This is a genomic window from Microcoleus sp. S36b_A4, from assembly GCF_036700645.1.
In the GTDB taxonomy this organism is placed as follows: Bacteria; Cyanobacteriota; Cyanobacteriia; order Cyanobacteriales; family Microcoleaceae; genus Microcoleus.
The window spans coordinates 14,289-37,049 of sequence record NZ_JAUBPI010000063.1 but is presented as its reverse complement, the minus strand read 5'-3'; the positions used below and the strand labels follow the sequence as shown (position 1 = coordinate 37,049).

General features: G+C 44.8%; 18 protein-coding genes. 9 read left to right on the top strand and 9 right to left on the bottom strand.

Going from position 1 to position 22,761, the window contains the following annotated elements:
* Positions 1–381: 381 nt before the first annotated feature.
* Entirely contained in the window at positions 382–1,101 is a 720-nt protein-coding gene (locus QUA03_RS19320) for a DUF305 domain-containing protein (protein WP_333214057.1), read from the bottom strand.
* Positions 1,102–1,423: 322 nt separating this feature from the next.
* On the opposite strand from QUA03_RS19320, the gene QUA03_RS19315 reads away from it, so the two are divergent.
* The 4 genes from QUA03_RS19315 to gloA all read left to right on the top strand — a co-directional run bounded on the left by QUA03_RS19315 (position 1,424) and on the right by gloA (position 4,797).
* On the top strand, positions 1,424–1,624 hold the full coding sequence (locus QUA03_RS19315; RefSeq protein WP_333214055.1) for a heavy-metal-associated domain-containing protein: 201 nt from the start codon (positions 1,424–1,426) through the stop codon (positions 1,622–1,624).
* A gap of 158 nt (positions 1,625–1,782) precedes the next feature.
* Entirely contained in the window at positions 1,783–4,038 is a 2,256-nt protein-coding gene (locus QUA03_RS19310; RefSeq protein ID WP_333214053.1) for a heavy metal translocating P-type ATPase, read from the top strand.
* A 19-nt stretch (positions 4,039–4,057) separates the two neighbouring features.
* Entirely contained in the window at positions 4,058–4,294 is a 237-nt protein-coding gene (locus tag QUA03_RS19305; protein ID WP_333214051.1) for a hypothetical protein, read from the top strand.
* Positions 4,295–4,368: 74 nt separating this feature from the next.
* Positions 4,369–4,797, top strand: a complete 429-nt coding sequence (gloA, locus tag QUA03_RS19300; protein WP_333214048.1) for a lactoylglutathione lyase — start codon at positions 4,369–4,371, stop codon at positions 4,795–4,797.
* A 116-nt stretch (positions 4,798–4,913) separates the two neighbouring features.
* On the opposite strand, the gene QUA03_RS19295 is transcribed toward gloA, so the two are convergent.
* The 3 genes from QUA03_RS19295 to QUA03_RS19285 all read right to left on the bottom strand — a co-directional run bounded on the left by QUA03_RS19295 (position 4,914) and on the right by QUA03_RS19285 (position 9,358).
* Positions 4,914–6,689, bottom strand: a complete 1,776-nt coding sequence (locus QUA03_RS19295; protein WP_333214046.1) for a hypothetical protein — start codon at positions 6,687–6,689, stop codon at positions 4,914–4,916.
* A 276-nt stretch (positions 6,690–6,965) separates the two neighbouring features.
* Complete coding sequence (locus QUA03_RS19290; RefSeq protein ID WP_333214044.1) at positions 6,966–7,937, bottom strand: DUF459 domain-containing protein; 972 nt, start codon at positions 7,935–7,937, stop codon at positions 6,966–6,968.
* A 5-nt stretch (positions 7,938–7,942) separates the two neighbouring features.
* The gene (locus QUA03_RS19285; protein WP_333214041.1) at positions 7,943–9,358 is read right to left on the bottom strand and encodes an MBOAT family O-acyltransferase; all 1,416 of its coding nucleotides are present in this window, start codon (positions 9,356–9,358) and stop codon (positions 7,943–7,945) included.
* Between the two features lie 275 nt (positions 9,359–9,633).
* Here QUA03_RS19285 and QUA03_RS19280 point away from each other — a divergent pair, with 275 nt between their 5' ends.
* Positions 9,634–12,585: an AAA family ATPase gene (locus tag QUA03_RS19280; RefSeq protein ID WP_333214040.1), complete on the top strand. Its 2,952-nt coding sequence runs from the start codon at positions 9,634–9,636 to the stop codon at positions 12,583–12,585.
* A gap of 217 nt (positions 12,586–12,802) precedes the next feature.
* On the opposite strand, the gene QUA03_RS19275 is transcribed toward QUA03_RS19280, so the two are convergent.
* The gene (locus QUA03_RS19275; RefSeq protein WP_333214038.1) at positions 12,803–13,033 is read right to left on the bottom strand and encodes a photosystem II protein, Psb35-related; all 231 of its coding nucleotides are present in this window, start codon (positions 13,031–13,033) and stop codon (positions 12,803–12,805) included.
* Positions 13,034–13,597: 564 nt separating this feature from the next.
* Here QUA03_RS19275 and treS point away from each other — a divergent pair.
* Positions 13,598–16,978 carry a maltose alpha-D-glucosyltransferase gene (treS, locus tag QUA03_RS19270; protein WP_333214037.1) on the top strand — a complete coding sequence of 1,127 codons (3,381 nt, stop codon included), beginning with the start codon at positions 13,598–13,600 and terminating at the stop codon, positions 16,976–16,978.
* A gap of 204 nt (positions 16,979–17,182) precedes the next feature.
* Here treS and QUA03_RS19265 read toward each other — a convergent pair whose 3' ends face one another.
* The 4 genes from QUA03_RS19265 to QUA03_RS19250 all read right to left on the bottom strand — a co-directional run bounded on the left by QUA03_RS19265 (position 17,183) and on the right by QUA03_RS19250 (position 20,963).
* Complete coding sequence (locus tag QUA03_RS19265; RefSeq protein ID WP_333046751.1) at positions 17,183–17,503, bottom strand: 2Fe-2S iron-sulfur cluster-binding protein; 321 nt, start codon at positions 17,501–17,503, stop codon at positions 17,183–17,185.
* A 131-nt stretch (positions 17,504–17,634) separates the two neighbouring features.
* Positions 17,635–19,116, bottom strand: coding sequence for an S-layer homology domain-containing protein (locus tag QUA03_RS19260; protein ID WP_333214035.1), 1,482 nt, complete (start codon positions 19,114–19,116; stop codon positions 17,635–17,637).
* Between the two features lie 166 nt (positions 19,117–19,282).
* Complete coding sequence (locus QUA03_RS19255; RefSeq protein ID WP_333214033.1) at positions 19,283–20,269, bottom strand: DUF6263 family protein; 987 nt, start codon at positions 20,267–20,269, stop codon at positions 19,283–19,285.
* Between the two features lie 4 nt (positions 20,270–20,273).
* The gene (locus QUA03_RS19250; protein ID WP_333214031.1) at positions 20,274–20,963 is read right to left on the bottom strand and encodes a polysaccharide deacetylase family protein; all 690 of its coding nucleotides are present in this window, start codon (positions 20,961–20,963) and stop codon (positions 20,274–20,276) included.
* 470 nt (positions 20,964–21,433) lie between these two features.
* Here QUA03_RS19250 and QUA03_RS19245 point away from each other — a divergent pair, with 470 nt between their 5' ends.
* The 3 genes from QUA03_RS19245 to rd all read left to right on the top strand — a co-directional run bounded on the left by QUA03_RS19245 (position 21,434) and on the right by rd (position 22,737).
* Positions 21,434–21,562, top strand: coding sequence for a hypothetical protein (locus QUA03_RS19245; RefSeq protein ID WP_333214029.1), 129 nt, complete (start codon positions 21,434–21,436; stop codon positions 21,560–21,562).
* Positions 21,559–22,326, top strand: coding sequence for a ChaB family protein (locus tag QUA03_RS19240; protein ID WP_333214027.1), 768 nt, complete (start codon positions 21,559–21,561; stop codon positions 22,324–22,326). The genes QUA03_RS19245 and QUA03_RS19240 overlap by 4 nt, the downstream gene beginning before the upstream one ends.
* 252 nt (positions 22,327–22,578) lie before the next feature.
* The gene (rd, locus tag QUA03_RS19235; RefSeq protein WP_333214026.1) at positions 22,579–22,737 is read left to right on the top strand and encodes a rubredoxin; all 159 of its coding nucleotides are present in this window, start codon (positions 22,579–22,581) and stop codon (positions 22,735–22,737) included.
* Positions 22,738–22,761 lie beyond the last annotated feature (24 nt).

Sequence of the window (22,761 nt, the reverse complement as noted above, 5' to 3'; positions counted from 1 at the left end):
ATGACGAGGGGGATCCCTGTGTATTTTGTTTTTTTTGTCAAGTACAATTTATACCAAATTAGATGAGCTTACCCTGCTACTTTAGAGGTAGATTTGCTCCATTGTCTACAGTATTCTTACCTAAGTTTCTACTACTTTAGACGTAGGACTGTTCAATTATCTACAGTATGTGTAGGTACTCTCAGGAAACTGAGGTGGAGTCAGACAAATTCTGACAGCCACAGTCGAGCTACATTACTTTGTCTACCAAGGTTGTCGCCACTTTTTCATTTGCTCAATTACTTGCTTTTGTGAAGCAAGTATTTCCTGAACATTTGACCTAACGTGATTCATGTCACTCATGTTGTGGATTTGTGTCATGTTTTGTTTACGGTAGCTAAATTACTGTTTATACCAAGCTTGGCGCCACTGTTTCATTTGCTGAATTTCTTGTTTTTGCGAAGTCAAAATTTCTTGAGCTAATTTCTTCATTTCCGGGCGTTTTGACTTCTTCAAAGCATCTTGGGCCATCACTAAAGCTCCTTCGTGGTGAGGAATCATCGCATTAATAAATCGCAAGTCAAATTTGTCGTCAGCGGCCCCTAAATCCATGCTCATCATCATGCTTTGCATTTGTTCGGGAGTCATTGCCATCATGTGACCCATGGGACCGTGATAAGCCATCGGCGTACTGCTGGCTTTGGGATACCAAGTTTTTCGCCACTCTTTCATTTGATTTATTTCACGGTTTTGAGCAGCAATTATATCAGTCGCAAGTTTTTTCATTTCCGGGCGTTTGGATTGTTTAAGCACATCTTGAGCCATGTTTACAGCACCTTGATGGTGTACTGTCATGCCATCAATAAATCGCAAATCGTAGTCGGCATCAGCAGGGCCTAAATCCATTGACATATCGTGATTCATGCCATGATTCATGCCACCCATGCCACCGCCTTGTACCACGTCTTGCTTGTTGTTTGCTTCAGTTGCAGCCGTAACATTTGGGGCGGGAGTTTCACTGGAAGGGGCATTTGAACAAGCTGCAAGCAATCCACTGGTAAAAGCGGCTGTGGCGGTCAGCGTCAGCGCTGCAAAGCCTGTTTTTAATGAAATTGGTTTCATAGAGCTTATATCCTTAAAACGGCTATTTATTTTCAGTTTTTCATATATAAATGAAATTAGGATGAAATTTTTGTGGCAAACTTGTAAAGAATTATTTCTGTGCCGTCGATCGCACTCAAATTTAAGATTTACAGAACTCACTTGAATCTAATTATGTAGGGTACACAGTCCGCGCCTTACCCCTATGGGTAGGGTGTCAAACCACTTTTTTTATAATTCCTGATTTATTTTGCAATTCCCCTTGACTCTCCTGTGTACTGGAGACTTTACAATGGAGTTAATTCATTGATTGAGCAGAGTAGTTTCTGCTGAGGTTGAAATTATGACTTTACAGCTAAAAGTTCCTAAGATGGCTTGTTCTGCTTGTGCGACTACGATCGCAAAAGCAGTCCAAACCATTGACTCAGCCTCAAAGGTTGAGGCCGATCTCAAGACAAAATTGGTCACGATTCAAACCGCTAAGTCAGAAAGTGAAGTTAGGAAAGCGATCGCATCGGCGGGCTATCCAACAAGTCTATTTTAGATTTTAGATTTTAGATTTACTTGCAGCTTTGAATCTGGGAGATTTAACAAGAGTCTAAAATTTTTGATTCTCCACGACAGGAGTACGTCGCACGTTATCCGTTTTTAGGCGAGGTCATTTGAAGACAGAAGGTAACTTTATAAGTTAGGAGGGCATCTATGGACAATCTCACACTTAAATTGCGGGGCATGAGTTGTGCTTCTTGTGCTTCATCTATCGAACAAGCAATTCAATCTGTTCCCGGCGTACTTGAGTGTCATGTCAATTTTGGGATGGAACGAGCAACCATCCAATACGACTCCAAGCAAACCAACTTAGAAACAATTCAATCTGCTGTTGATGATGCGGGATACCAAGCTTTGCCGCTTCAAGAAATGGCCGCGACAGAGGATGATTCCGAACAAGCCGCTCGCAAATCTGAATCTCAAACCTTGCAGCGGAAGCTCTGGACAGCAGGTATCATAAGCACCCTGCTATTTGTGGGCGCTATTCCAGCGATGACCGGCTTGCATCTGCCATTTATTCCCCCATGGCTGCACAATTTTTGGCTGCAATTAGTCCTGACATCCCCCGTACAATTTTGGTGCGGCAAATCGTTTTATGTAGGAGCTTGGAAATCCTTCAAACGGCGGGTGGCGACAATGGATACCTTGATTGCCTTGGGAACGAGTGCTGCTTACTTTTATTCTGTATTTGTGACATTTTTTCCCGGTTTCTTGACAGCCCAAGGTTTGACTCCTAGCGTTTACTATGAAGTAGCAGCCAGCGTTATCGCCTTAATTCTGTTGGGGAAAACCCTAGAAAATCGGGCGAAGGGAGAGACTTCCGAAGCCATTCGGAAACTCATGGGTTTGCAAGCAAAAACTGCTCGGATAGTTCGCAACGGGGAAGAGTTGGAAGTGCCGATCGCCCAAGTGGAAATTGGCGACATCGTGCAGGTGCGGCCGGGAGAGCAAATCCCCGTAGATGGAGATGTTATTGAGGGTGCTTCGACGGTAGACGAAGCAATGGTTACGGGAGAAAGTTTGCCTGTCAAAAAGCAGCTTGGCGACGAAGTTATCGGAGCCACAATTAACAAAACTGGCAGCTTCAAGTTTCGGGCGACAAGAGTTGGCAAAGATACATTTTTAGCTCAAATTGTCAAGATGGTGCAGGACGCACAGGGTTCAAAAGCACCAATTCAAAAGTTAGCAGACCAAGTGACTGGTTGGTTTGTTCCTGTAGTAATTTCCCTCGCTTTAGCTACTTTTATTATCTGGTTTAACACGACGGGAAACTTCACTCTAGCGACCGTGACAATGGTGGGAGTCTTGATTATTGCTTGTCCCTGCGCTTTGGGTTTAGCGACTCCGACTGCTGTGATGGTGGGAACTGGTAAAGGTGCAGAAAACGGGATTTTAATTAAAGGAGCGGAGAGTTTAGAATTGGCTCACCAAATCCAAATTATCGTGTTAGATAAAACGGGAACTCTCACAGAAGGCAAGCCGACTGTAACTGATTTTGTGACAATTAAAGGAACCGAGAATAGCAATGAGTTAAAGTTGCTGCAATTAGCTGCGTCTGTCGAGCGAAATTCGGAGCATCCTTTGGGGGAAGCTGTTGTGAGATACGCTCAATCTCAAGAGGTGAATTTGACGGATGTTAAGGATTTTGAGGCGATCGCGGGAAGTGGTGTTCGCGGAGTTGTAGCCGGAAAGTCGATCGCCCTGGGAACGCTGAGGTGGATGCAGGAACTAGGCTGCGATACTGAATATCTGGAATTGCGCGCGAGAGCTTTGGAAGCTGCGAGCAAAACGGTGGTTTGGATGGCGATAGAGGGCAAAATAGAGGCAATTCTGGGCATTGCGGATGCCCTCAAACCCTCGTCAGCGCAGGCGGTGAAAGCGCTTCAAAAACTGGGTTTGGAGGTGGCGATGCTGACGGGGGATAATCGCGCTACTGCGGAGTCGATCGCCCAATCCGTGGGCATTACTCGTGTTTTTGCTGAAGTTAGACCCGACCAAAAAGCAGCTCAAATCCAAGCCCTGCAACGGCGAGGAAAAATTGTCGCGATGGTGGGAGACGGGATTAATGATGCACCGGCTTTGGCCTTAGCAGACGTGGGAATTGCGATCGGCACCGGCACAGATGTGGCGATCGCAGCCAGCGACATTACCTTAATTTCAGGAGATTTGCAAGGCATAGTTACAGCAATTAAACTTTCCCGCGCCACCATGCGGAACATCCGCGAAAATCTGTTTTTTGCGTTTATTTACAACATCGCTGGAATACCGATCGCGGCGGGAATTTTGTACCCCATTTTTGGCTGGCTGCTAAATCCAATTATCGCCGGCGCAGCAATGGCTTTTAGTTCAGTTTCCGTACTTACTAATGCTTTGCGATTGCGGAATTTTAAACCAAAATCTCTTGCCTAAATTAGGAGGAATTAGAAAAATGTTACACCATCGTCAAATTTGGGGAAGTCTCGCGAGTTTAGGACTTGTGATGGGAATGGCATCGGGAGTTCAAGCTTCCGAACAGTCCGTCCAGCATTCTACTTCAACGAATCAATTCCACAGCATTGAACAGCCACTAGGTGTAAAAATTGGCGTAACAGCAGGCGGATTGACATTAATGGGTTTAGAGTTGTGGTGGTTTTTGTTCAGTAAAAAGCAAGCTAACACCAGGTAAACTTTGCCGACGCGGTTTTTTCCAGCAAGATATCGCTAAAATTGAGGAAGCTTAAAAAATTTGGAGTGAGCTAAATGCAACTACTACACACGATGCTCCGAGTCGGCAACCTGGAAGAGTCCCTCAAATTTTACACCGAGGTTCTGGGGATGAAATTGCTGCGACAAAAAGAGTATCCCGACGGTAAATTTACTCTGGCTTTTGTTGGCTACGGCGACGAATCAGACACTACAGTTTTGGAATTAACATACAACTGGGGCGTCGAACAGTACAATTTAGGGGATGCTTACGGTCATATTGCGATCGGCGTTGACGACATTTACGGTACTTGCGAAGAAATTAAAGCCCGCAGCGGTAAAGTTATTCGGGAACCCGGCCCGATGAAGCACGGTTCAACTGTCATCGCTTTTGTGCAAGATCCAGATGGATATAAAGTTGAATTAATTCAACTGGAAAATCAAGGTAGCAACACCCAGAAAGTAGCAGCAACAACCGCATCTTAACTTTCTTAAGAGGGGGAAGGGGAAGGAAAAACTATCTTCCCCCTTCCATTTTCGTTTAGACAACATTCATACCCAAAACTGTCAACAGTCGTACCCACAACTGTCAACTGAAACTTTTAATTCGATCGCACCGACGGGACAAACTGCTGCAAATAAATTTTTTGCCACAATATAGAAAAACTGCTCCCTATTTGGCTTAAGCTATCAAATTTTGGAAGTAATTTAGATTCTCGGCGCTGGTCTAAAGCAGCGATCCCAGAAAAAAATACAGATAATACTAACAAAAATACTACTATCACACTAAATAAAATAGTCCAATAAACTAAAAATTCGCTTGTGTAGCTGACCGCGAATATCCACTTAATCACTAAATCCGATAAATACAAAAACAGCCCTACTGAAAACCCCACCCTGAATAATAGCCACGTCCACTTAAACATATCTGTTGCAGTCTTGCTATTTTTGGACGCAGAAAGTTCTAACTCTCTAATTTGGCTGTTAATATTTGAGGTGATTTCATACAAAGTATACTGCAAAGCATCTCTGATATAATTGAGTTCATTGTCCAGGTTTATGCACTGCTCGGATGTACTTTTATCCAAGCTCAGGTTTTGGATTTGTTTGCGGTGCGCCGCCAGTTTATTGTCTAGAGTATAATCCCATTTTTCCAGCCGATCTACAGTCAAATACAAAAGTTCCCTATTAGCATCTAACAAGCTCTGGCAATTTATGATTGACTTAACTAACTTGCTGAGATTGTTGATATGCTCCTCTAGAGTATTTTGGGATTCCCTTTGTTTAGCTGACAATAAACTTGCGAGTTCGACATCCCGATCGCCACACAGCGACAAAGCCTCACCATACAAGTCGTCAATTTCCATTTGACCGAAATACAGTGACGCTTTGTACTCTTCTATTTCGGGAAGAGTCAGACATTCTAAGGGCTGATATTTTACATTAAATTTATATACAAGCGCTGTCATAATCTGCGCCGATTTTCGGTCTAGCTTATCTTTGTAAGGTTCTAAAATAATTGTAGCTAGATTTTTTACTTTCGCTTCCGGGTGGTACAGGAACTCAAAAATTTTGGCAATTATTTTAGAGAATTCCCAGTCATTAAAATTATTTTCTGCAACTTCCAAAAAGTTTGTTACCGCTGCATCGTTTTCGACATTCAATTTGTACGGGCCCGTAAGTGCGATCGCAACAAATACTCGATCGATCCAAAACAGATATTCTTCGCAATCCATTGGCAGACTGGGCAGCAGCCAGCTAGGGCCGTACACCCAAAAATCGAGACAATTCTCATATTCCTTGTGGCTGTCATGTCTGCTGCTGTCACCTAAAGCAATTTTGTTGCTTGCTAATAGTTGAATTTGCTCTTCTACAACCCGTCGCTCAATTTCCTCTGCATTGATTGTGGCATTGACAGCACCTTCCTTGCCTTCCCATTGCCCTGCTTCATCCAACCAAATTGACTTAATACTAACAGCCGCAGACCACCGAATTAAAGGAGTCGCTCCCCCTCGCGCTTCCTGTTCTAACGCCGCCAGCAGATTTTTGCTAAAATCACTTGCTCTAGCTTCTCTCTCACTTGATATCAGCCCCTCTCGCACCTTCCCCAATGCCTGAATTGCCAAAGCCCGAAACAGCAAATTCGGATGCGGTTTTCTGACGGCTTGCGGTATATTTTCTCTGAATATTCCGCTGTTGGGTACGCCCAAAACTTCAGCAAAAGGCTCGATGCCGCACTGTTGCAGGAATTTTTCAACTAGGTTTATTCTTTGCCAAGGTTGAGTATATTTAGTGAGAAGGAAGATGAGTGCTGTGCCGCTGCACCCCCTTGACTCAGGGATGTTAGTGCGATCGAGTTTCCACACATTGCTCGTCATAATTTGTCGCGATGACAATTACTATATCTTGACGCTGTTGTTTGATGCTCATTTCAATTTTACATCTACTGCTGCTTTTTGTCAATATTCGTCCTGGACGCATAGGGAATTTGAAACCCGGTTTCACGAGGAATTTTATTATAACTCAAGCCTAGATTTTCCCTATAAAGCTAGTTAATAAAAGCCAATATGAACCCCGAAATAAATATATTATTTAGCAATAATTGGTCAAATGTCCAAAGTATAGGTTGGGCAACGAAACCCCACCTCATATAGTTATTTTTTGGTTGGGGCTTTTAATATTTTGTCGCTGACCATTTGATCAACGATTAAGTCGCTGATAATTTGAGCTCCGTGGGAGGTAAAGTGCAAGCCGTCATTATTTTTTACATAGCCTCGCTTACCCGATTTATTAGCAACTACTGGAACAAATTTTCCTGCTTGGGCAAATGTCTCCCAAGTAGAAATAAATTCGATTTTGGATGAAGATTTGCTGGCATTTTTATAAATATCGTTCATGATGGGAAAAGCTTTTAAATACAAAGATTTGTTAGGGATTGATTGACCGACCCAATACACTTTTCTGACGGATGACGAATCCAGTAACTTGGCATATCTTTCAACTCTTTCTTGATAAGCTTTTTGCCATTCCTTGGTTAGGACAGCGCGGCCTTTTCCTTGAGAATCAATAATATTTTGACGGTCATTTGCTCCGAACAAAACTATCACTACATCCGGCTGGTAAGTATTAAGAATTTGGCGAGTTCTGGCATACCAATCATAATAATCTATCCGATTTAATCCAGTCGAGACCTTATAGTCTATTTTGGTATCGACGATATTGTATTTTTTCTTAAGAGTGTACTGGAGTTGAATTCCTAAGTCGAACATTACGGAATCTCCAATAAATAAAAATTTGCGATAAGGTATGGTCAGTTTGGGTTTAGCTGGAGTTGTTTTTTTAGCAGTAGCAGGCTTTGGGGGGTGAACGGCCGTTTTTGTTTCGGTTTTGACAGGAGGAAGTTCTGATTCTTTGGGGAGGCTATCGAAGTTAATATCTTTAATTTTGCTCCAAAAATCTTGTTCTGATTTTCTGAAACCGTCTATTTCGATCTGGCGCGCTGCTTCTTTGATTTCTGGACTGGCGAAAGGAGTTGAAGCAAAGCTTTTTAGAAATAATGATAAGTTTGAAAATATTAAAGTGAGAATTACAGAAGTAACAATCAGCAAAATTTCCCGGTCTTTCATATTTCTTAGAAATTAAAGTAAATAAAAGGCGGCATGGTACTTGGCCCCAACATCAAGATAGTATACACGAGCAGCGAAACTAAGACAACCCGAAAAAAAATGTTTTTTAATGACAATACGGTTTGCAATAGTTCGGAGATGCGATCGCCCCACAAGTTGATAGCGCCAATGACTGCAATTACTAAATACAATTGCCAAAAGTTAAATTGAAAAGTGGCTACAGCAGGATTGACAATTCCTTGAAAAAAACTCACCGCCGTTTCCCAGTTGGGAGTGCCGAAAAATACCCAACTACAAGTAACAAAAGTAAATGTTAGCAACCAACTGCAAAATTTAGCAAATCTGGGAAAAGCATAGTCTAATTTAAAGTGGATAGCTTGGGGGATATCTTTACATAAATGGTTGACAATTAATCCTAAACCGTGAATTGCTCCCCAGAAAATAAAGTTTAAACCGGCGCCGTGCCACAATCCGCCGATCGCCATTGTCATCAGTAAATTTACGTACTTCCTCAACTTGCCGTATTTGTTGCCGCCAAAGGGAAAGTAAACGTAATCCCTCAGCCACTCGGAAAGACTGATGTGCCACCGTTTCCAAAATTCTTGCAGACTGAGCGATCGGTATGGCATATTAAAGTTGGCAATGGGTTTGAAACCCAGCAAACAGGAGATGCCGTTGGCTAAATCCGAGTAGCCACTGAAATCTACGTAAATTAAACAGGAATAGGAAATTGCCGCGAGGATTAAATCGATGCTGCTGTACTGCTGGGGGACTTTGAATGGCAAGTCAGTGAAGTTAAACAAAAAGCTGGCTAAAGTATATTTTTTGAAGAGTCCAGACAAAATCAAAACTATAACTTCTTCAATTTTATAGTCGTATTTTTCCTGTGAATTTAGCTGCAAGTAAAATTCGCGAGCTCGCGAGATTGGCCCGGAGGCAATTTGCGGAAAATAGGTAATGTAGGCGGCATAGTCTACAAATTTCGGACAAGGGATTTTTTGCTGGTAGCAGTCGATTAAATGAGAAATCATTCTAAAAGTGTAGAAAGACACGCCGACGGGGGCGATTATTTGCAAAACTGGAAAGTTGGCTGGAATTTGTAGCTGATTCAGTACCTCAAATAAGGAAGTTACAAAGAAGTTGCAATATTTAAAGATGCCGAGATAGCCAATGTTGAAAATTAGACCGGAGATTAAAGCAAATTTTTTATACTTACTCTTGCAGAGAACCCGGAGAATGATATAATTGTAGACTGTAGAGAAAATAAGGAGCAATAGAAAGTCAAAGCTCCAAAAGGAATAAAATAATAAACTCGAAACTAACAAGACAATTTTATACAAATCGACTTGGGGTTTCACCGAGACGATCAGGCTAAAAATAATTAGGAAAAATACTAAAAATTGGTAAGTGGGAAATAGCATAAATCTCAATCGCTAAAAAATCTTGTTTCTGGCAATATTTTTATAAGTACAGCCAGCGAACCTATCCCCAAGGGAATTGCCAGAGTGGGTCTGAACGCACCAAATTTCGGGGTGGATTGCGGAGTGTAAGCTTTTGCAACAGGTCAATTAGGTCACAAGTTCCGCCTTAGTTAACCGCACTCATAAATTCATAATCCTGTTTAAAGATTATGATGGTTGTGAGACGATGTATTAACGGATAACAACAGGAATCCCCTTGATTGCGAGGAACCAACGTGCAGCCAACAGACCCTAGCAAATTTACAGATCAAGCCTGGGAAGCCATTGTCAAATCCCAGGATGTAGCCCGCCGCTTTGCCAATCAGCAGCTAGAGGTTGAACATTTAGCCATCGCCCTTCTCGAACAGCAAGGCCAGGCCAACAGCATTCTCAGCAAAGCTGGAGTCGATGCCCCCCGCTTGGCCCAGCAGTTAGATGCTTTTGCCAAACGACAGCCCAGAGTTGCCAACGCTGACCAACTATACCTCGGTCGCGGCTTAGAAGTGATGTTAGATGTTGCCGAGGCCACCAGGGCGACTTGGCAAGATAATTTTATCGCCGTTGAACATTTATTAATTGGTTTAGTAGAAGACGAACGAGTCGGGCGCAGGTTGCTGACCAAAGGCGACGGCCCGCCGGGTCGCCCCGGTTACGATCGCAAACCCCCAGCCGGTACACTCGATCGACCAAAACTCGAAGAAGCCATCAAATCTTTCCGCGCCACTGCTAAAGCCCAAGAAAAAAATTCCGAAACCGGGAAAGGCAGCCGCAGCAGCGCTAAAGCCCAAGATCAAGATGGCGAAGCTAACTCCGACGCCCTCAGCAAGTACGGCCGCGATTTGACAGAAGCCGCCAAAGCCGGCAAACTCGACCCAGTAATCGGCCGCGACGAGGAAATCCGCCGCGTGGTACAAGTTCTTTCCCGCCGCCAAAAAAACAATCCAGTGTTAATTGGCGATCCCGGAGTCGGAAAAACTGCGATCGCCGAAGGTTTAGCCCAACGAATTGTCAACGGTGACGTACCGGAATCTTTGAAAAATCGCCAGCTATTTAGCCTCGACATGGGCAGTTTAATTGCTGGGGCAAAATTCCGGGGCGAATTTGAAGAACGATTGCGATCTGTCCTGCGGGAAGTCATCGATTCCGACGGTCAAATTGTCCTATTTATTGACGAATTGCACACGGTTGTCGGCACTGGTGGCGGTGGCAGTTCGGGTTCGGGAATGGATGCGGGAAATTTGTTAAAACCCATGTTGGCGAGAGGCGAATTGCGCTGCATCGGCGCTACAACTCTCGACGAATTCCGTAAGAATATTGAAAAAGATCCTGCCTTGGAACGCCGCTTTCAACAAGTATTTGTCGGCGAACCCAGCGTTGAAGATACTGTTTCGATTTTGCGCGGATTGAAAGACCGTTACGAACGTCACCACGGGGTAAAAATTACTGATTCGGCCCTGGTAGCTGCTGCAACTCTGTCTTTTCGCTATATTTCCGATCGCTTTTTGCCGGACAAGGCGATCGACCTTGTAGATGAAGCGGCCGCCCACTTGAAAATGGAGATTACCTCTAAACCTGTGGAATTGGAAGGCATTGACCGCCGGGTGATGCAGTTGGAAATGGAAAAATTGTCGATCGAAGGGGAAGGCAAAGGTGCTCTAGCCCCTGGGCTCGGCTTCCGCGTCGAACGCATCACATCTGAGATTGACATTTTAAAAGTTAAGCAGGAAAAATTGTCCTCTCAGTGGTTGGGCGAAAAGCAGTTGTTGGATGCAATCAATAAATTGAAAGCAGAAGAAGACCAACTGCGAGTGCAAATTGAACAGGCAGAAAGGGCTTACGATTTGAATAAAGCCGCCCAGTTAAAGTACGGCAAGTTGGAAACGGCGGTGCGCGATCGCGAAGCCAAAGAAGCGGAACTTTTGAAACAGCAAGCTCAAGGTTCTTCCCTGCTGCGCGAAAAAGTTACTGAGGGCGATATTGCGGAAATTGTCGCTAAATGGACGGGCATTCCGGTTAACCGGTTGTTAGAATCCGAACGCCAAAAATTGCTGCAATTGGAAAAACACTTGCACCAAAAAGTTATCGGTCAAGAGGAAGCTGTAACAGCCGTGGCGGCGGCAATTCGGCGCGCTAGGGCGGGTATGAAAGATCCGGGGAGACCGATCGGCTCTTTCTTGTTTATGGGCCCCACAGGCGTCGGAAAAACTGAGTTAGCGCGGGCGTTGGCTGAGTTTTTGTTTGACAGCGATGATGCGATCGTCCGCATCGATATGTCGGAATACATGGAGAAGCACAGCGTTTCCCGGTTGGTAGGAGCTCCTCCCGGATATGTCGGTTACGATGAAGGGGGACAACTTTCCGAAGCAGTGCGGAGACATCCTTATTCGGTAGTGCTGTTTGACGAAGTGGAAAAAGCGCACCCCGACGTATTTAACATTTTGCTGCAAGTGTTGGATGACGGCAGAATTACCGATTCTCAAGGTCGAGTGGTTGACTTTAGAAATACCGTAATTGTGATGACTAGCAATATCGGCAGCGACCACATTTTAGACGTGTTTACTAAGAAGGAAAAAACCGTCAAAAAACCTGCGAGTCGGAAGCAGGAAACGAAAGATTTGTCAAGTCAAAAGACAGATTATAAAGTGGCTGCCGACGGCACTGTTGAGGTGTCGGCCCAGCGAGTTGATGTTGATACTGTAACTAAGAGTGAAAACAAGACTGAAAACAAGAGTGAAAATGAAAATTTATTGACTCAAGACCGGGAGACAGACCAAGAGTACGAACAGATGTTAAAACGGGTGATGACAGCGCTGCGATCGCACTTCCGGCCCGAATTTCTCAATCGGGTGGACGAGATAATTTTATTCCACACTTTGAGCAAGGTCGAACTGCGGCAAATTGTCAGCATTCAAGTCAAGCGGATCGAGCGTTTGTTGGCCGAGCAAAAAATCACTTTGGAACTGTCCGATGCGGCTAAAAATCATATCACAGATGTTGGTTACGACCCGGTTTATGGCGCTCGTCCCTTGAAACGCGCTATCCAGCGGGAGTTGGAAAACCCGCTGGCTAACAAGATTCTGGAAAATGCGTTTGTCGAGGGAGATACAATTGCGATCGACTGCGAAAATAACTCTTTGCAATTTCGCAAAAAAGAGTCTCGTCCGGCGCTAGTAGGTAATAGTTTGTAGTTGCCGAATAGTTTGGAACAGGCAAGATGCCTGTTCCACAAACGATCAATTTTCTTGTGGAACAGGCATCCTGCCTGTTATTAAAAATTAGAAACAGGGAAGATGCCTGTTCCACAAACGATCAATTTTCTTGTGGAACAGGCATCCTGCCTGTTATTGAAAATTAGAAACAGGGAAGATGCCTGTTATTGAAAATGGTGAAACCTGTTACTTGATATCAAGAATTAGACATGGTGCGGCTGCCATAGGCATCCATGCTGTAGGCGGGAACGCGAACGCTGTAATCCATCTCTGTTGCTGTGATTGCTACAGCCAATTTTTCAAAAGATTCATCGTTCCAATTCCGCTCGTGGATGGGCTTTGACTGTTCCCCGAGGAAATATGCTTGAGTGCCAATTACTGAGGCCGCGACCCAACCGACGATTAAAAGAGCGATTACAATAGCCATATTTGCTTTTTCCTTAACTTTTGTTGCTTTATGTAAACTAATGTAACGAAAATTAGTAATAAACGTCAAGGTACTGTATTGTCGTGGCAACCGTCCGGCAGGTAGTAAATACCGCACCTAATCCTGAGTCTGTAGGGTGCGCTTAGTGTCAACAAGGGCTCGATCCCCCCTAACCCCTCCTTAATAAGGGGGGAACAAGAGTGTTCTCAAAGCCCCCCTTATCAAGGGGGATTTAGGAGGATCTAGACTGGGCTAGCAGCGAGAGATACAGAGGGGTTTCAGGCTTAAGTTGACACGCTTTGGTAGGGTGGGCACCGCGCATCGGTAGCTAGCACAGTACCCGGATTGTGAACTGTATCCGAAATAGCAAAACAGATTTTTGAGATTTTATAGTTAAGAAATTATAAGTTTTGCGTTAATAAATTACGATTAAAAGTCTGCCGCTGGCATGAGGAATTGCGGTCAAATTATGAGTTATGATTTATCGGTTTGGATGGGAACTAACAAATCCCAATTACCAAATTTTAAGTACAAATTACTAATTACCAATCATCGCTACAAATCATGCCCAACTCAATGTTAAATGACGACCCCTTGTGGTTCAAAGACGCGATTATTTACGAAGTACCAGTTCGGGCTTTTGCAGACAGCAATGCAGACGGGATCGGCGACTTTAGAGGACTGACAGAAAAACTGGATTACCTGCAAAACTTGGGAGTAACAGCAATTTGGGTACTGCCATTTTTTCCGTCGCCGCTCCGAGACGACGGCTACGATACATCTCACTATACTACGGTCAACCCGATTTACGGCACATTAGAGGACTTTAAAGACCTTTTAGAAGCAGCGCACCAACGGGGAATTAGGGTCATTATTGAGTTAATTGTTAACCACACTTCCGACCAGCACGCTTGGTTTCAGCGAGCGCGACGCGCCCCGAAAGGCAGTAACGAAAGAGATTTTTATGTGTGGAGTGACACGCCGGAAAAATATCAAGATGCTCGGATTATTTTCCAAGATTTTGAAACATCTAATTGGGCTTGGGATGCGGTAGCAAAAGCTTATTACTGGCACCGTTTTTATTCCCACCAACCCGATTTGAATTACGACAATCCCGCCGTCCGCCAAGCCATTTTAGATGTAGTAGATTTCTGGTTGGCACTGGGAGTAGACGGACTGCGAATGGATGCGGTGCCTTACCTGTACGAGCGCGAAGGTACTAACTGCGAAAACCTGCCCGAAACTCACCTATTCCTGAAGCAATTGCGGCAGCACGTAGATGAGAAATTCCCGAACCGGATGCTGCTGGCTGAGGCGAATCAGTGGCCGGAGGATGCGGTTGAATATTACGCTGCTGGGGATGAATGTCACATGAACTTTCATTTTCCGCTGATGCCGCGTTTATTTATGGCTTTGCATATGGAAGATAGCTTCCCAATTAGCGACATTCTCCAGCAAACTCCGCATATTCCCAATAATTGTCAGTGGGCATTGTTTTTGCGGAATCACGATGAATTGACGCTGGAAATGGTGAGTGATGAAGACCGAGATTATATGTATCGGGTTTACGCTCAAGACACTCAGGCGAGAATTAATTTGGGCATCCGCCGCCGCTTGGCTCCTTTGATGGGAAATAACCGCCGCCGCATTGAGTTGATGAATGCTTTGCTGCTGTCTCTTCCGGGTACGCCGGTGCTTTACTACGGCGATGAAATTGGCATGGGAGACAATATCTATTTGGGCGATCGCAACGGCGTGAGAACTCCGATGCAGTGGAGTGGCGATCGCAATGCCGGTTTTAGTCGCGCGAACCCGCAGCGCCTGTACGCACCGCCAATTGTTGACCCTGAATATCACTACGAATCTGTTAACGTGGACGCGCAGCGGGCGAATCCGAGTTCTCTGTGGTGGTGGATGAAACGCCTGATTGCAATTCGGCAGCGCTTCCAAGCATTCGGCCGCGGAACTTGCGAGTTTCTGTACCCGGAAAACCGCAAAGTTTTAGCTTTTGTACGCACTTATCAAGACGAACACATCCTCGTAGTTGCTAATTTGTCACGCTTCGTCCAGACAGCAGAATTAGACCTGGCGCCATTTAAAGGTGCTGTTCCGGTGGAGATTTTCGGCCGCACGGAGTTTCCTGCTGTTGGCGATTCGCCTTATTTTTTGAGTTTGAGTCCTCACACGTTTTACTGGTTTACTCTTACTGCTAAACACGAAGATTTTTCGTCGCACGGTCATCCTACAGACTTGCCTAGTTTGGCGGTCATAGGTAATTGGAAAACTGCTTTTGCTACAAGTCAGTTAAGCGATATGCTGCTTAATCTTTTGCCGGGATACTTGCGGCGTAATCGCTGGTTCAGCGGTTCTGATAGGACAATTCAATCATTAGAAATAAGTGAGATTGTAACGATTGAATGTAAAGATAGTGCGGGGGAGCAATCTCAAGTTTACATTCTGTTTTTGCAGTTGAATTATACTGAAGGTATGCCGGAAACTTACGTTTTGCCTTTAGGGTGGGAAGAGATGAAAGGCGATTTGGACGATCGGGCGATCGCGCGCCTGCACTTCCCAGAAACCAAAAAGGAAATCGGGGTACTATTTGATGCTGCTGGGGAGAAAGGTTTTCTGAGCGCGCTGCTGGGGGCGATCGGCAATTCTCGCAGTTACAGAGGTGTTGCAGGTCAACTGCTAGGAATTGCCGACAGTGCATTCAAATCAGAAGAAGATTTATCGCAGCTCGACCCTCACGTGTTCAAAAAAGAACAAAGCAATACATCCGCAGGTTACGGCGACCGCTTCGTCCTGAAAATATTGCGAAAAATCGAGGAAGGAATCAACCCCGAATTAGAAATCGGACGCTTTTTAACAGAGCGAAACTCGATCCAACACTATGCTCCAATTGCCGGAGCATTGGAATATCACACACCAGCAAAACAAGTCCTTACAGTCGGAATCCTACAAAAATTAATCCCCGACAGTGTAGATGCTTGGTCTTATACATTAGACACACTGCGCGACTATTTCGAGCAAGTAATGACAGTAGAAGCAAAGCATTCTGGCGAGAATTTATCTACTGCCCCGGAAAATTATTTGCCGAACGCTTTGACCGGACAAACCCAGCGACAGCCAAACTCGCTAGTAGCGGATTTATCCCTAGAAATTCCGCCATTGGCTCGCGAACTCATCGGCTCTTACTTAGCATCAGCCGAGCTTTTAGGTCAACGGACAGCCGAACTTCACCTCGCTTTAGCGTCTGACGCAGAAAATCCCGCTTTTGCCCCAGAAAGCTTCACCTCCTTTTACCAGCGTTCCATCTATCAACACATGAGAAATCTGGCGGGAAGAACTTTGCTGGATCTGAAAAAACGGCTGTCCAAACTGCCGCCAGACATACAAAAATCGGCGCAAAAGCTCCTCAACCGCGAAGATTTGCTCATGGAACGTTTCAAGTCTATTTTGAATTTGAGAATCACCGCCGATAGAATTCGCTGTCACGGAGACTTTCATTTCGGGCAAGTTCTTTATACAGGTAAAGACTTCGTAATTATTGATTTCGGAGGAGAACGCGATCGACCCTTAAGCGAGCGGCGGATGAAGAGGTCGCCCCTGCGAGATGTTGCAGGAATGCTGCAATCTATAAGTTACGCTGTGACTTTGGCACTCCGCAATGAAGTAGAAAGCGGCATGATTCGCCCTGAAAATCTCCCGGAGATGCAGCAGTGGGCGAACGTTTGGCACCGCTGGGTCAGCCTAACTTTTGTCAAGAGTTATTTGGCGACTGCAGCGGATGCAAGTTTCTTGCCCAAATCTATACCGGAACTACAAGTTTTGCTGGATGCTTACATTTTGGAAAAAGCGGTTGCCGAGCTAGCCTACGAACTCAATTACCGCTTAGATTTCGCGGAGATTCCGCTTCAGCGGATTCTACAATTGCTGAATTAATAAGGACGGGTTTATCTATACTCGTTAGGGTGCGTGGCTTTTTAGTTCCTCAATTAACAGCGAGATGCTAGAAAGTCACGCACGTTACACCATAGCAAATCTGCTTTGATAACGATTAGATCGGCGAATATAATTCGCTTTTCTACAAACAAATTCCGCGCCCAGCGAGGCTAGAAGAAAAGATGGTAAAAAAATGATTTCTTATTACTTAAAATAAAGAGCGGCTTGATATAAAACTTGTTCTTGATGAGTTAACAAAGTGCAGTCAGAAAGCGGGTAAGCCACACAAGTAACAGCGTAGCCAGCTTGCAATTCTGACGGCTTCAAAAACTTTTGTTCGCTTTGGTCGATTTCACCGCTCAGCAGTTTGACAACGCAAGCAGAACACTCTCCTTGCTTGCATCCATTCGGCAAGCGGATGCCGGCATCTTCTGCCATATCTAAGATATACTGGTCGTCTGGTACTGCGATCGTGCGATCGAGCGCGAGAGCCTCATTCACCAACCGAACTTGATAAACAGCCATTTTTTTCTTATTCCTCGCGAAAGGGCGGGTTTACGATGCTTTTAGTCCTAGCAAATATTTCGGGTAAAACCCGCCCCTACAGATATTATCAGCGTTTCTCCGGGTTCATCTGCGGTTAAAAACCTCGAAGTCTACTTACTGGCATAACCCGTGTTCACCAAAAACTCCCGCAACTTCCCAAAGAATTGAGTGCGATCGCGTCCTTGATAAACCCTCTCCAATAACTGCCAACCTTCCGCCTCCTGGCCCATGACATACTTGTTCGCCATGAAGGCCGCCAACACCCCTTTCACCTCCGCATTTTCACTCAGACGCTTGTTAGATTCTAGCCAAAGCTCAGCAGAATTCGTGTATACTTCTACCGGATACTGTTTGCTAACATCTTGCATTTTACCTGGGCGGTACTGCCAAATTTGCAGCGGAAAGCGAGAATCAGCGTAATTTGTAAAAGCCTCGGAAAATCTGCCGTCCTGACTTTTAAACTCGGGGATATCATTTTTGCCCAAATCGACAATTTCGTAACTCACATTGCCCCAGAAATGCTTGATATGAGTGTATTTGTTAGCGCCCGAATCGTAGCGGTAAATAAACGAATAATTGCAGCAGCGGACACCGCTTTTGGTTGAGACTAAATCTGCCAGCACTTCCGGTTCCTTGTCCCCGTCTAAATCACGGATTCGCAGCGATAAAAAACGTCCTTCTGATATTTCTTCGCTGGTTTTTTTGTCTGGATTATCTACTAGAGAACGAGTCGGAATTAGCACTGGTTCTTCTAATAAAGTTTTACCGTCGCGGATAATTCTGATGCGGAGATTTTTAGCATTTTCTGCTTCTTTTAGGAAAGAAACTTCCGCCCGAACTTTCCCCGATTCCGAGGTTTCTGTTGTTCTCGGCGGGCCAATATTCGGGGGAACTTGGGCGATATATTGGGTAGGAACTAAGGCAGTTTGGCCGGGTTTGGCGATCGCCTGACAGAAAAAACTTGCGACTTCGGCGCGAGTAGCATTCCGAGTAGGTTCTAGCTGTTTAACAGCCGGATAATTCACCACCAGTTGTTTTTCTGTGGCGGCGGCGATCGCACTTCTGGCTAGTTCGGGAATTTGCGGCGCATCCTCAAAAGTCGCATCCAAAATCTCAGCCGCCGAGCCCGTAGGTGTATATTTCAAGCCGCTGGTTAAAGCTACCAAAGCCTGCCAGCGGGTAATATTCAAAGTCGGGTTAAAGATACTGCCACTGTATCCAGACATAAAACCCGTCTGATAAGCTTCTCGAATTGCTTTAAAACCCCAGTAATTTGTAGGAATATCTGCAAAGTCGATCGGAGCGCGGACGGTTTTGGCATCGGGAAAAGCCATGCGAACCATCGCCGCAAACTCAGCGCGGCTGACGGGGCGATTCGGGCGAAAACTGCCGTCTTCGTAGTAGCCACTGATAATTTTTTTCTCTGCTAACTCCTCAATACAAGCTTGGGCCCAATGGTTGTTAACATCCTTAAATTTAGCTTGAGCAAATGCCGGCGTTACATTCAGACCCGGAAACATTAAATTCCCGATGATTATCACTAGGGCTACCACTAAACCGATAATAGCTTGCCGTCTGTGCGATCGAATCATAGAACAGACTCCTCTACTTACAAATTGTTGTTCAAAACTTTGGAAAACTTTGTTTATATAATATCAGCTATATTAACCAGATTTAATACCATTTATTAAAAATTTACCGACGACCAAGGACACGGCACTGCCGTGTCCCTAATTTTTCGAGTTCCTATAATAAAGCTTACTTCGACTCTAAAGTCATCTCCATCGCCATTTTTGTTGTGATTGTTAATTCTTCAGAACTGCCAGCATTTTTACCACTCATTTCGCTATTTGAACTAATAGACACAGTAGAGCGAAAAGGATTTAATCTATCCAAGCGCATTGTGGCTGCTCCCCGACCCTGAGAACTAAAAGATTTTAGGGTTAGGGTAGTTCCAGCAGGCAGTTGGGGAGAGGTAAGATTTTGGGGGTTGGCTTGCTGCTCTATACTTACATTCAGAGACACAACCCCATCTTGCCAGCTATCCAATTCATAGGTAGCAATTTCATTCACATTCATGCCACTGAAATCAGAGGAAGAAGAAACGCGCCATTTGGCTCCTTTTCCGACTGCTTCGGCAGGCAGCGGCGAGGCTAGTTGTTCTAGAGATTTAGACATTTGTCGAACCATTTGTTTGAGGTTGTTGTCAGCTCCTTCGGGCAAAATAATGTCGCCTCCTTTATGAAAACCGCGATTGTCCATGATGAAAGAGCCTTTCACTCCCACCATACTTTTGAGTGCGGAACGCATGGCATCTCGGACGGCTGGCGGCATATTTCCAGTATCGCCAGCGATATCTGAGTTAGTATAAGCAAACTCGTAGTGAATATCGCCGTTGGGAGCGATTTTAGTGACTTTTGTCTCGAAAGTCATCATCGATACTGGAATTTTAGCCCCAGGCGAAGACCGACCGGATGCGGATATTTCCATATCCATTTTTACGGTCATCACAGTTGTTTCTTTGACATCAATAGCTGGTTTTAAACGCAGTTCCTGTCGTGGTTCCACTCCCGGATTTAGCAGTTCCACTTGTGGGGTTTTGGAGTTAGCGGCAGGTGCAGATACGCCAGGGGCTGGCTGCTGCACTAGAAGTGGAGTTTCAGCACTTAGGGAAGCAGGAGAAAGCTCGATCGCCCATCCGGCACTTACCAAACAAAGAGATGCAATAAACTGTCTTTTTTTCATGGATTTAATTTCCTGTTATTTGAATGTTAGCCTGTTCCCACAGTCGATCGACTGTCACAAATTTGTAACCTTTATACAAAAGCAATGGAATTATTTTATCAGCAGAAGCTGCAACATCTTCGCCGCCGCAATAGCCGTCGTGGAGTACAATAATTGATCCGTTTTCAGTTTGCTGCACGATGCGACTAATAACTTTCCTCACCCCCGGCCGCACCCAATCTTCCGGGACGACACTCCACATTACGGGGCGATATTCCCACTGTTGCAATAACTCTAATGTTCGCGGCGTAAAAATGCCATTGGGTGGCCTCACGTCCAGGATTAATTTTGGGTCTAAATCGCAAGCTTTGGCAATTGCTTTCTGCGTGTCTTCTAAACTTTGTTTGAGTTCGTGGGTTTTTAGTTTTGGAAACGATATATGCTGATAGCCGTGGAGACCGATCCAGTGTCCGCGATCGTACACTTCTTTAGCCGTTTCTGGATGCCGATCCACGCAAAAACCTAGCCAGAAAAAACTAGCTTTGATGTCGTATTTATCTAAAACTTTTAAAAGTTGAGGTGTGTGCTGACGGTGCGGCCCGTCGTCAAATGTGAGAGCAATTTCTCGGCTGTTGATATCTCCCGTCCACAGACATCTGGGAAAAGCAGATTTGAGGATGGGATGAACGACAGGAAACAGGGGTGCTAATGGCATTGGTTAATGTTGCGAAAGTGCGATCGGGTAGAAATGAAGCTGCGTTACTATAGGATAAAGTTAACTCAATTGAGGTAAATATGACAACTGGCATTGATATTGGAAGGCTAATTGTCCGCACGCCAGGAACTTGCGACTGGCGCCCCCCATTGCCACAACCCGAATTACCGTAAAAAATATTGCTATTGATTTTAATGCTGGGCTGACTCCAGAAAAAATCATTAATTAAAAACCGCATTTGACTCGTTCGCAAATTTATGGTCTACTAGCCTAATATTAGGCGAAGCCAGACAAAATTGAGGCAAATCTAGCAGCAAAAAAAGCTGATGGAAAGCGCTTGCTATCGGAAGTTACGATAAAACTCAAGTCTTTAAAATAGAATAAGATAGCCAGATTAAAAAAATATATTATCTTAATAACTATCTCGAATAATAAATGAGCAATCGCACTTAAAAAAAACTTTAACTCTTTTGATAGAGCCTCAAACTATATCCGATCGCATCGACCTCTCTCTCGCGGTTGATGCGATCGCCCTACAGCGTCCTCCTATACTAAAAACCAGCATAACTAATCGAGAAACGATCAAGGAGGAACAATGACCGAGGAATACTTAGCCGAACGCACAGTTTCAGCCGTATTTAAGGAAGAAGAACAATTAGACGGCGTAATTCGGCGGTTGCTAGATCGCGGAGTTTCCCGCGACCACATCTCAGTAATGGGAAAAAACTTTCAATCTAAAACTAAAATTGCCGGCTTTATTACTAAAAAAGATGTGATATTAGGCGGTCTCCGAAGCGGGGCGATTTTTGGTTCCTTATTCGGTTCTTTTTTGGGTTTGCTAACAGGCGTCGGCGTGCTGTTTATTCCCTTTGTCGGTGCAGTAGTATCGGCGGGCCCGCTGGGTGCGGTACTGTTGGGTGCAGCTAGCGGGGCGATCGCAGGTTCGGCGGGTGCGGGTTTAGTTTCCGCTTTGGTCGCTTTGGGAATGCCCGAAGACAAAGCAACTATCTATCAAACCCGCGTTGAAGCAGGCGAATTTCTCGTGATGGCAGAAGTTCCCGCAGATAAATCGGGCGAATTTCAACTCTTGCTAGAAAGTGCAGGTGGCGAAGAGATAGCTATTAGCGAAATGACGCTGCCGCGCGCCGTCAAAGGTCGCTGCAATAGTCAGGCAGACTTATCTCCAGAAGTGCGATCGCACCTGTCGGAAGCTGCTCAAAAAACCTTTATGGAATCCTACAACGCCGCATTTGATGAAAGCAACGACTCGATACAAGCCGAACACACGGCTTGGAACGCCATTCACCAGCAGTACGAAGAAGATGAAAACGGCGTTTGGACTAAGCCTTTAGCAAAAGTCTAGTCTTACCATCGCAGCCAACTAATAAAAAATACAATCAAGCCTCTAGAACTGCGGTTCTGGAGGCTTTGACGATTTTAGATTTTAGATTTGTGCAAGACTTAATTAAATTTTATATTTTATAATTTTGAAAAACTAAATTTTTAATAATTTCCGAATTGCCGAAAGCCGCATTACTTTTTGAAAGTGGTATTGCACTAAGTTGCGTTGTCAAGTACAATCTATAGGCTTGCAATATAAAATTGAGTTAAGCAAATGCAAAAATACGTTTGTACAGTTTGCAATTACGTCTATGATCCAGAAGTAGGCGACCCCGACGGAGGCATAGATCCCGGTACACCCTTTGAAGATATCCCCCACGATTGGGTTTGTCCCACTTGCGGGGCGGCAAAATCCGATTTTGAACCAGAATAAGCGAGAAAAAATTTGTCCGATCAA